We start from the raw sequence: 8525 nt of genomic DNA on the forward strand, positions 1-8525 counted from the left end.
GTGTAAAAATAAGCATATTTTTTAAACTATGCATAAAAACAGCCTTCAGCTGTATATAAACTTGGTAAAAAATTTAAAAAAATCAAAGGAATTGGGAAAGTATAAAGGAAAGTGGATACTTGGTTAAAAATACAGAATCTATTTATCAAGGTAAGACATAATGCTTTATTTTTTACTTGGTGCAAACATTCCTATTGAGTTGCCTTTACAAAATACATGTCTACTTCACCTTTGTTTTTGGCTTTGATTTTACCCCGGTAGGTAGTTTCAAATTGGCCTTTGATTAATTGGTAGGTATACCCAGAAATGTTGACCATGCCAGGCGCTCCTGAGCTCTCCATACGAGCTGCAAGGTTTACAGTATCGCCCCATATATCATAAGCAAACTTATTTTTACCTACCACGCCAGCCACTACTTCGCCAGTGTGAATGCCCAGACGTAGCTCCCATACAGGCAGACCTTGTGCTTCTTTGTTTGCTTTCCATTGTGCCATAAACGTTTGCATTTCCAGCCCGGCTTTTATGGTATCTATTGGGTTAGTATCATTAGCCACTGGTATGCCTCCTGCGGCCATGTAAGCATCGCCTATGGTTTTTATTTTTTCGATGTTATATTTTTGGCAAATATCATCAAAAGCACTAAAGCAATAGTTGAGCTCAGCAATTACTTCGGTAGGGGTAAGTTTTTCGGCAAGTTTCGTAAACCCTTTAAAGTCGGTAAAGAGTACACTTACTTTAGGGTAGTGCTGAGGAGTAGCATTGCCTTTCTCTTTAAGTTCTTGGGCAGTGGCATAAGGCAAAATGTTGAGTAGCAAATGGTCAGACTTATTTTTTTCTACTTCAATGGCATCACGCTGAGCTTCTATTTCCTCATTGCGATGATGCAACTCTTCATTTTGCACCAATATCTCTTCTTGTTGTTCTTTTATTTCATTGTTGGCGTCGTGCAGCAAGGTATTTTTTACCTGGAGTTTTTTGCGGGAGCGTACCGTAGACACCAGCCCCATCAATACAAGTACAATCACTGCCCCAAAAAGCACAAATAAGTAATCTTTGAGCCTGCCTTGTTCTTTTTCGTGTTCCAACTCTTTTTGCTGCAATGCCTGCGTTTTTTGTGAAGCCTCAAGTTTGTGTTTTTGAAGCTCCTTTTCTCGTTCTATAGCTTCAATCGCTTGCTGTTTTTTCTCATTTTCCAGCTTTTGTTTTTCGGTGAGCATCCTTTGCTTTTCAGTGAGCATTTTCTGCCTTTCGGCAACCATTTTTTGTTGGGCAGTCAACCTCTTTTGTGCTTCTAGTGCTAACAACTGCTGTATCTTGTCCTTCTCTAATGTAGCATTTTTTACTTTTTCGTTGTTTAGGGCACGTTCTTTTTTTAGTAATGAGACCTCCTTTTCTTTGATTTTGAGCGCATTTATTTCATTTTCTTGCTTCAAAATCAAATCCTGTAAACGACTTCTTCGTCTTTCTTTGGTAAGTAAACGTGATTTTGTTTTGCGTTGATTGTCTTGTATTTTTTTTAATTGTTTTTGATGGGCTTGATGTTTTACCCGCACCAATGAGTCCAACACCTGTTGCACCAATAAATATTGGGCGTAATAAGCAGTAGAAGTTGAATGGTTTTTATCTTTGGCGTGTAGTTTTGCCAGCAATTGATAGCCCTTAGACTGCACACTATATCTGCTAACCTCGGTACTTTGTTGCGTAAGTACAAGCGCTTTTTTTGTGTATCGTTCAGCTGGTCTTTTATTGTTTTTGTCATACTCTATCTGGGCAAGTTCATTATATAACATTGCCTGTGATATCACATCATTGGTTTTTTGTTTTAAATACAATGCCTTGGTATAATAGTCTTGTGCTGTTATAGGGTTATTGAGTGTTCTATGATGTATAAAGCCTATGTTCATGAGTAAGTCTGCCTGGTGGTTGGTTTTACCTGCCATTTTGAGGTTGAGCTTGCTGGCTTGTATATAGTATTGCACTGCTTGTTCAGCCCTGCCGGTTTGCTGATGCAAAAAACCTAAATCGGCATACACTTTTACCAATTCCTCTGAATGGTGGGCTGGAGTATATAACTTTACCAACGCCCAGTTGTGTCGAATGGCTTTTTTGTAGGTATGATTGAGCTTGTGTAGTTTTACCAAATCGTAGTGAGCCTGAACAACAGCCTCTTGTTTGTCTTGTTGCTTATATAGTGTAAGCAAGTGCTCCAAATGGTCAATGGCATCATTGTATAGCCCCAGTTGTTGGTAAGCATATACCAAATGCTCTAGGTTAGTGACTTCTCTGGAAGTGTTGCCTTGTTTACGTTCTATACTATAAGCGTTTTCAAGATATTGAATTTCTTTCTCATAGTTTTTATCTCTTTCATACCACAACCCCAATTGATGAAGCAATACTGCTTTTGTAGGTTGGTCAGGTGCCTGATTTAGCCCCTTGAGTAGTTTTTCTAGCCCTCTAGCAGTGTGTTGTGCTTGTGTCAGCAAAGCAGAGCATAAGAGGATAAGTATAAATGTTGGCCTGATTTTATTATACATCATTGAACAATGCGTGTAAGGATTAATCCTTTTGTTGATTGATTGTTTTGTTAGTGTATATAAATTTAACCTTACTTGTGTAATATATCAAGTTTTTTTGCTAAAAAAATATATGTTCAATAAGTGGAATGATATTGTTTTAGATTATTTAAACTTGGTTTTTGAAAAATAATAAAGTTGTAATATACAATTTTATGTGCGTATAATTTAATAAAGTTGATGTGATTTTGGGTTTACTTTTCTCTAAAAGAGCCTGTTTGAAGAGAAAAAAGAAAACTATGTCAGAAAAGCTTACCCCAAATAGGGTAGTGCGATGTAGAAATCGCACCAAAACATAAAATGTAGATGATATGCTGTGAACGGCGTACTTAACCAAAAGTGGTAAGTGATGATTTGCTTTGTGTAATTATCTAAAAAACAAAGCAACAGGTGCCTGTATGTGTCGTTCATAGCATAAAAAGGAAGGTTGGTTAGCAAATAACCGGATGAGAGGCCAATAGCAGCAAACTATGCTTCTTGTTCTGCTACCCCAATAAACTTCTGTAAATCTTTTAACTTGATCTGTCCATCGTAGTAAGATTTACCAATAATTACTCCGGCTACACCCAATGCGTCAAGCTGCTCTATGTCCTCTATCGAGCGAATACCGCCACTGGCAAGTATCTGCAATTCTGGAAACTCGGTACGTAACTTTTTGTACGTATCAAAGTTAGGACCTTCAAGTGTTCCGTTGCGACCTATTTCAGTAGTTTTTACAAACCTTACACCTCTTTCGTGGTAGCTTTTGATATGTTCTACCAAATCTATCCCAGTGTTCTTTCTCCAGCCTTTGGTCAGTACTACGCCGTCTAGAGCGTCAGCAGCCAATATTACCTTGTTGCCTCCATAAGTAATTACCCAAGAAAGAAACTTCTCGCGCTCGTGTACAGCTACTGTGGCAGCAGTTACGTGCTTGGCGCCACACTCAAACGCAGTTCTTATGTCATCGTCACGGGTGATACCACCTGTATAGTCAATTTCTAACTGCGTATAACTTGCCAGCATCTCCAAAATGTTGTAATTCACAATTTGGCGTGCCTTGGCTCCATCAAGGTCTACAAGGTGCAGATGCTTGATGCCATTGTTTTCAAATTCTAAAGCCAAATCCAGCGGGTTGGTATCGTATACCTGCACTTGGTCGATATCGCCTTTGATTGTGCGGACAACTTTACCACCGAGAATGGCTATAGAGGGAACTATTTTTATCATGTTTTGAGATTGAATTTTATGATGAATCGAAAAAAAAGCTTACGAATATAATAAAAATTAGCTTTTATTCATAATTTGAGCCCTTCAAAGCTTAGGGTTAAGATTGTACTTATCTAAGTTTTTTAGTTTATCTCATTTTAAATTTACCTTTTCCATGGAATTAGTTGATGGACGTTACCAGATTCAAGGGGTAGATGTGTTAGACATTTGTCAAAAGTTTGACACCCCATTGTATGTGTATGATGCAGAAAAGATGGCTACCAAGCTCAATACGCTAAAAGATGCCTTTAAGGGACTAAACCTGAAGATAAAATACGCTGCCAAAGCACTTACGAATGTCTCGGTACTTAAGTTTTTGCGTACTCAGGGGGTAGGTTTAGACGTAGTATCTATTCAGGAAGCCCACCTTGGACTCAAAACAGGGTTTAAGCCTGAAGAAATATTGTTTACTCCCAACTGTGTTTCATTGGAAGAAATAAAGATGGCGGTAGAGCTTGGCTTGGTCATTAACATTGATAATATTTCTATACTTGAGCAATTTGGTCACGCTTATGGCGACTCTGTGCCTTGTTGTATTAGAATAAATCCTCACCTGATGGCAGGTGGTAATGCCAATATTTCGGTAGGACACATAGACTCCAAGTTTGGTATATCTATATTACAAGCCCGTCATTTGCTTAGGGTGATCAAAACCAACAATATCAAAGTAACCGGGCTACACATGCACACTGGGTCTGACATATTGGATGCCGAGGTGTTTTTGCGAGGAGCGGATATCTTGTTTGACCTGGCGCAAGACTTACCCGATCTTGAGTTTGTAGATTTTGGCAGTGGATTTAGAGTAGCCTACAAAGAAGGCGATGTAACTACTGATATTGCCGACTTGGGCAAAAAACTTACCGTGAGGTTCAAGGAGTTTTGCAAAGACTATGGGCGTGAGTTAGAGATATGGTTTGAGCCAGGTAAGTTTTTAGTAAGCGAAGCCGGTCACTTTTTGATGAAGACCAACGTAATAAAAACTACTCCAGCTACTGTGTTTGTAGGGGTAGACTCTGGGTTCAACCATTTGATTCGCCCTATGATGTACGACTCTTATCATACGATATTCAACGTGTCGAACCCTAACAGCGAAACTACCCGTGTGTATACAGTAGTGGGGTATATTTGCGAAACCGATACTTTTGGTTGGGACCGTAAGCTCAATGAAGTACGCGAAGGTGACATTATCGCTCTCAAAAATGCAGGGGCTTATGGTTTTAGCATGGCGTCTAACTACAACTCACGTTTTCGCCCCGCTGAGGTGTTGGTACACAATGGCAAAGCCCACCTGATACGCAAGCGTGAAACAATGGATGATATTTTGAAAAATCAGGTTATGCTTGATTTTGAAGAAGAAAAAGCGGAGGCTTAAGTCTCGTGAGCTAATTGTTTTATTACGGCAATGGTTGGGGTATACTTAATTTTTTGCAGTTATACATATTGAATGACAAAGTGGGAGGGTTTATTCCTCCCATTTGTTGTACTTTTGCCAATAGCATTTATGGGTTGTTTGTGGTTCAGTCCAAGTGAAATTCCCTATCTCCCAGTCCCTATAATTAACTCACCATCATTTAAGAAAACTTTTCCCTTAAAAACTCTATGCCGTGAATAAGCCCTGAAAGTGCTGCAATGTAAAAGGGGAGCACTATGCCCCATTTGAGGGGTAGTATTTCTAAAAAAATACTCATTGCCAGGAAAAGTGTACCCCATACCGACGCCATACAGTATACACAGCCCAATATAGGTGCAAAAACTTTGTAGGGGAGTTTTGCTTCGAGGTAGGTTTTTATTGGGTATAAAATACGTTTGGGTTGGGCGGCAGCTTCATAAATACCTATGATACACAAGGTATTGATAAACAGCATGATGACTAAAGTTAATAGATATGTAGACATATTGAGCGGCTTTTTTTACAAAGTTACTTCAGGGGTTTAGTGAAAGCAAACAAAGTACTGCAATTACTGCTTTGCTATACTGGCAATACAGTGGATTCAATTGTTTGATTTGAAGTATGGCGAGCAAGCCAAATATTTTTTTTAAGGCAGTGCAACCAATCTTTCAAAGGGAGTGTCTTACCTGTAAAGCATTATTTCTTAATGTACTTTTTGAAATCAATAGCAAATAATTGGTGTTTTTTTTTGACTTTACTTATTAAAAAAGCTACCTTGCATTACAAATTACTAGGTGATAAACATTGAAAAGCTTTTTTACTAGTTAAAACACCTGTTCATATAACCCATATTCTTTTATGATTACTCTGAAACAAATCCACAAATACTACTCGGTGGGTAAAAATAAATTGCATGTACTTAAGGGCATCGATGTACACATCAATCAAGGTGAATTGGTGTCTATTATGGGGTCTTCGGGGTCAGGTAAGTCTACTATGCTGAATATTTTGGGGATTTTGGATGATTATGATGAAGGAGAGTATTACCTGAACGAAACACTGATTCAGAACCTATCGGCTAAAAAAGCCGCCTACTACCGCAACCAATTCCTGGGGTTTGTATTCCAATCTTTTAATTTACTTTCCTTTAAAAACGCCATGGAAAATGTGGCTTTGCCGCTATATTACCAGAAGGTAGGACGCAAAAAACGCAACAAGCTGGCAATGGAGTACCTGGAAATGGTAGGTTTGGCAGATCGTGCCGACCACTCGCCAAGTGAGCTATCGGGAGGACAAAAGCAAAGGGTTGCCTTGGCGCGTGCGCTTATCTCTCAGCCTAAAGTAATTCTTGCCGATGAACCTACGGGAGCACTGGACACTCAAACCACCCAAGAGGTAATGGACATATTTAAAGAGGTGCACCGCAAGGGTATTACAGTGGTAATAGTAACCCACGAAAACGAAATAGCTGAGCAAACCGAACGGGTGATTCGATTGCGCGATGGAGTGATTGAAAGTGATGGAGCAGAGAATAACTCTATTATAAACGATGTAGAAACAGCAGGGTAGACAATAGTGAAGTAGGCCAAAACTACAAAGAAAGCAAAACCAAAAGCTAAAGGCCAAAAGCCAAAAGCGAAACACATATAACCAAGAAATAAAAAAGATGTTTGACTTAGATAAATGGCAAGAAATATTGGGAACGATGCGCAAAAACAAATTGCGTACTTTTCTGACTGCTTTCGGGGTTTTTTGGGGTATTTTTATGTTGGTACTTTTGCTGGGTGCAGGCAAGGGCATGCAAAATGGCGTACAACGTGAGTTTGGCAACGAAGCCAAAAACAGCCTGTGGGTATGGCGTGGAAAAACCACCATGCCCCATGATGGACTCAAGCCAGGTCGAAGCATTATTTTTTCCAATGACGACTACAACGCTATAGAACGCGAAGTGCCTGGTATTAAACGACTTGCTCGACGCAACCGTTTAAGTGGAGCTTATACACTGAACCACAAAACCCGCAATGCCTCTTTTCCTTTGTATGGAGCCAACCGGGTATTTTTTGAGATCAATGGAGAAGAATTGGTCAAAGGACGCTTTTTTAATCCTAATGATCTCAATGAAAAAAGAAAAGTAATGATTTTGGGGGAACGCGCCAAAAAAGTGCTTTTTGGTGATTCTACCAATGCCATTGGCAAATATGTAAATGTAAAAGGGGTACACTTTAAAGTGATTGGCACTTATACGCTTGATGGCGGAGGAGGACGACGCGAAGAAAGGTCTTATATCCCTTTTAGCACTTACCAAAGCATTTTTGACACCCGACCACGTATTGATTTGATTGGAGCCCTTGCCGAAGACCACGTGTCGGCAGCTTCTATAGAAACAGATATACGTCGGGTATTGGCAGCACGTCACCGTTTTTCTGAAGAAGACAAACAGGCAGTAGGCATTAATAATAACGAAGAAGGTTTTCAACGATTCAACAGTTTGTTTGGCGGCATTGAGGCTTTTGTTTGGTTTGTGGGGATAGGAACCCTCATTGCAGGCATTGTGGGGGTGAGCAACATTATGTTGATTATTGTAAAAGAACGCACCAAAGAGATTGGCGTACGCAAAGCCATTGGCGCAACTCCCTGGTCTATTATTAGCCTTATACTACAAGAGTCGGTAGTAATTACCGCTTTCTCTGGATACCTGGGGCTTTTGTTTGGGTCAGGTCTGCTGGAGTTAATGAATCTGGGAATTCAACAAATAGAAAAATCAGGAGGGCAAGCACCTTATTTTACCCGTCCAGAGGTAGACCTAAGGGTAGCCATTGCGGCTACTGTTATTTTGGTAATAGCAGGGGCATTTGCCGGATTGATGCCTGCGCTGAAGGCAGCGAGGGTAAAACCAATTGAGGCATTGCGGGCAGATTAGACAACTTTAGCTACGCTACTTTGGTGATGGTAAATTGCGTGAAGCGATTTCTCAATTATGAGAAAAGTTATCGACTAAAGTAAAAACTCCCGACTACGGACTATAGACTCCCAAAGCTACGCTACTTTGGTGATGGTAAATGGGGTGAAGCGATTTAAAAAAAGTTTTATGGTTGCGCAAAGTAATTTCTCAATTATGAGAAAAGCTATCGACTACGGACTATAGACTCCCAAAGCTACGCTACTTTGGTGATGGTAAATGGGGTGAAGCGATTTAAAAAAAGTTTTATGGTTGCGCAAAGTGATTTCTCAATTATGAGAAAAGCTATCGACTACGGACTATAGACTCCCAAAGCTACGCTACTTTGGTGATGGTAAATGGGGTGAAGCGATTT

Annotated in this window: 6 protein-coding genes; 3 read left to right on the plus strand and 3 right to left on the minus strand. The window is 39.8% G+C overall.

Annotated elements, in window-relative coordinates:
* Positions 1-191: 191 nt before the first annotated feature.
* Positions 192-2537 (minus strand): adenylate/guanylate cyclase domain-containing protein, encoded by a 2346-nt coding sequence (locus tag Q0954_RS06140; RefSeq protein ID WP_299454986.1) that lies wholly within the window; start codon positions 2535-2537, stop codon positions 192-194.
* A gap of 504 nt (positions 2538-3041) precedes the next feature.
* Positions 3042-3782, minus strand: a complete 741-nt coding sequence (locus Q0954_RS06145) for a 1-(5-phosphoribosyl)-5-[(5-phosphoribosylamino)methylideneamino] imidazole-4-carboxamide isomerase (RefSeq protein ID WP_002702590.1) — start codon at positions 3780-3782, stop codon at positions 3042-3044.
* Positions 3783-3936: 154 nt separating this feature from the next.
* Between Q0954_RS06145 and lysA the strand changes: the two genes are divergently transcribed.
* A complete protein-coding gene (gene lysA, locus Q0954_RS06150; RefSeq protein ID WP_299454991.1) occupies positions 3937-5193 on the plus strand; it encodes a diaminopimelate decarboxylase in 1257 nt (418 codons plus the stop codon).
* Between the two features lie 199 nt (positions 5194-5392).
* On the opposite strand, the gene Q0954_RS06155 is transcribed toward lysA, so the two are convergent.
* On the minus strand, positions 5393-5716 hold the full coding sequence (locus Q0954_RS06155) for a hypothetical protein (protein ID WP_299454994.1): 324 nt from the start codon (positions 5714-5716) through the stop codon (positions 5393-5395).
* A gap of 353 nt (positions 5717-6069) precedes the next feature.
* On the opposite strand from Q0954_RS06155, the gene Q0954_RS06160 reads away from it, so the two are divergent.
* Together Q0954_RS06160 and Q0954_RS06165 are read left to right on the plus strand one after the other, a co-directional pair.
* Positions 6070-6780: an ABC transporter ATP-binding protein gene (locus Q0954_RS06160; protein ID WP_299454997.1), complete on the plus strand. Its 711-nt coding sequence runs from the start codon at positions 6070-6072 to the stop codon at positions 6778-6780.
* 97 nt (positions 6781-6877) lie between these two features.
* Complete coding sequence (locus Q0954_RS06165; RefSeq protein WP_299454999.1) at positions 6878-8131, plus strand: ABC transporter permease; 1254 nt, start codon at positions 6878-6880, stop codon at positions 8129-8131.
* Positions 8132-8525: the final 394 nt, after the last annotated feature.

Source organism: uncultured Microscilla sp. (genome assembly GCF_947493425.1).
GTDB lineage: Bacteria > Bacteroidota > Bacteroidia > Cytophagales > Microscillaceae > Microscilla.

Coding starts and splice junctions, on each gene's coding strand:
- Q0954_RS06140 (WP_299454986.1), bottom strand. CDS start 2,537: ATGATGTATAATAAAATCAGGCCAACATTTATACTTATCCTCTTATGC.
- Q0954_RS06145 (WP_002702590.1), bottom strand. CDS start 3,782: ATGATAAAAATAGTTCCCTCTATAGCCATTCTCGGTGGTAAAGTTGTC.
- lysA (WP_299454991.1), top strand. CDS start 3,937: ATGGAATTAGTTGATGGACGTTACCAGATTCAAGGGGTAGATGTGTTA.
- Q0954_RS06155 (WP_299454994.1), bottom strand. CDS start 5,716: ATGTCTACATATCTATTAACTTTAGTCATCATGCTGTTTATCAATACC.
- Q0954_RS06160 (WP_299454997.1), top strand. CDS start 6,070: ATGATTACTCTGAAACAAATCCACAAATACTACTCGGTGGGTAAAAAT.
- Q0954_RS06165 (WP_299454999.1), top strand. CDS start 6,878: ATGTTTGACTTAGATAAATGGCAAGAAATATTGGGAACGATGCGCAAA.